This is a genomic window from Halorubrum sp. AD140 (genome assembly GCF_034497445.1).
GTDB lineage: Archaea > Halobacteriota > Halobacteria > Halobacteriales > Haloferacaceae > Halorubrum.
Genome location: NZ_JAXRUU010000132.1, coordinates 1 through 2,148, shown reverse-complemented (window position 1 = coordinate 2,148; position 2,148 = coordinate 1). Strand labels below are relative to the sequence as shown.

Annotated in this window: 1 protein-coding gene and 1 pseudogene; one reads left to right on the top strand and one right to left on the bottom strand. The window is 52.8% G+C overall.

The window, feature by feature from the left end:
• Nucleotides 1-636: 636 nt before the first annotated feature.
• A complete protein-coding gene (locus tag U4E84_RS16660; RefSeq protein WP_159369046.1) occupies nucleotides 637-963 on the top strand; it encodes a NifU family protein in 327 nt (108 codons plus the stop codon).
• 337 nt (nucleotides 964-1,300) lie between these two features.
• Here the strand turns inward: U4E84_RS16660 and U4E84_RS16655 are convergent.
• Nucleotides 1,301-2,148, bottom strand: a pseudogene (locus U4E84_RS16655) (transposase); the annotation flags it as partial.

Sequence of the window (2,148 nt, the reverse complement as noted above, 5' to 3'; positions counted from 1 at the left end):
AAGAATAAGCTTTGTGGGGGTGTGTCCGAAACAGGTGACTGAATCACTACCTGTACTGAACGGTCTTCAACTTCGCAAAGTGGGCCTAGTTTCATGGGACATTCGCGCGTTCCATCTTGCACGCCAACCAGTAACAATGTCGCTTTTCTGATCGTTGTTTCACTCAGTTAGGCAAGAGCCCTGAAAGCAACCAGATCTGTGACTCTTCTCCCGGTCTCTGTAGTGCCGAAAATGTACTTCGACTCGTTTCGGCGTTCTCACCGTGTCAGACCAGCCTCTTTTTGCCGCCGCTTTCGAGAGAGTGGACAACTAGCGACATTCCGAGGGAGCAAACCCGTCGGCAGCGACTGATTACGAGAGTTCTTGACTACAACCGATATCGATGGGCAATGCTTCCTGACCCCGATATCGGTCAGCACAAGCAAGCGGTAGTGGGCGCCGTACGGTAGCGTGAGATCATATTGTATGACCAGCGGTGGTACAGCCCCAAGTTTAGGCGATGCGAAAAATTGATAGATTTCATTAATGATGTAGCTCTAATCTCAGTATTTTAGCTACAAAGGATCTAAGAGCGTCATTTTTAGGCCTACCTAATACTAAAGTTTTATGACACTATGGTTCCAACGTGAGAGTGTAATGAGCGCAGAAGGACTCGAACGACAGACGCGAAGTTACCTGAGCAACGAAGTTCCCCAGATTCAACAACACGGCGGCAACTTCGAAATCCGCGACGTCGACGAGGAAGCAGGGACGGCGACCGTTGCGATCGGTGGTGCCTGTTCGGGCTGTGGTATCGCTCCGATGACGATGAAGGCCATCGAACGCCGACTCCCCGAGAGCGTCGAGGGTCTCGAAGATGTCGAGGTCGTCCGGTCAGGTGGCCCGCGTGCTGCGGTAATGCCCTCAAAGACCGACGAGATGGACGAGATGGACGAATACGAGGATTACAGCCCACCGTTCTAGACGACTGAGCTGGGCGACTCAACCTTTTGAGTAATTGTATAGAAGATCTCGAAGCGACTTCGGCTACTCCGGTTTTCAGAAGTATCTCGTTGATATTAGAACAACGGAAGGCACACATCGATTCCATCCTCCGAGGTTGTGACTCCCCCGCAGTTTCGGAGGATGAGCCAGTTTCAGGTCGAATTAGCATCTATTCGTGGTTCTTCTCACCGACCAGTCCTGATTTGGATTCCTATCGGTCGCATCTACCGGACGAACGTACGAAATTACGTAGATTCTATCGCTCCTGATTAGGGTTGTCACTCCCAAACGACGGACCCAGCGAGAGCTCAGCCGATTAGTCGTGCGGGATCAACGCCGAGGCAACGAGCTCAACACACTCACCCGCAGTAATCACAGGTGCGTAGTCCATCTCCCCGTCGACACCTGCTTTCAGCAGGAAGTCGGTCAGCCGCCAGATATTGTACAGCAGCACGGCGAACACGAAGTAGAACAGGCGAACACGGTAGTCTTTCGAGGAGGTCTTCGCGAGAAAGTCGCCCTTGATGCTCTTGTACTCGCTCTCGATCTGCCACCGGCGGCTGTAACGCTGACAAAACGCCTCAGCCTCATCAGGTCCAACTCGAAGATTCGTCGCGTAGACGGCCGTTCCCTCCTCACTCGTCGACGGCACGTACAGGAGCCGCATTGGATGCGATCCAGATTCCACATGGACAGAAGCCGACTCAACAGCCACCTCTTGGTCGTCTTCCTCCATTTGTTCGAGTACATCCCGTTCGGAGGTGGAGACTCGCTTGGGTATGAGGTAGTTCACATTGAGGTTTGAGAGTGTCTGGAACACTTGTATCGAATCGAACTCCCGATCACACAGCACTGTCTCGATTGGAACGTGCTCTTTCGCTCGTCGAACGAGCCGTCGCACAGTACGATGGATCTGATTCGACGGGTTCTCATCCCACTCAGAGCTCTCTTGAACCGGTTCAACAGCTAAGATCAGCGGGATGTTCTGCCCGATAATCGAAAGCGTCGCAAATTTGAACGCTCGACCGTCTCTATCCTTGGTTCCACTGACCATCGGCATCTCTTCGACATCCCCTTAGTAGGGAATGGTCGTGATATCGATCGCGGCAGTAACTGGCCTTCGAAAGGACGCTTCTGAGGCGATCACGGAAAGCAAGCGGTCCG

Excerpts from the sequence above, each read along its gene's own strand:
- U4E84_RS16660 (WP_159369046.1), top strand. The coding sequence starts at position 637 with ATGAGCGCAGAAGGACTCGAACGACAGACGCGAAGTTACCTGAGCAAC.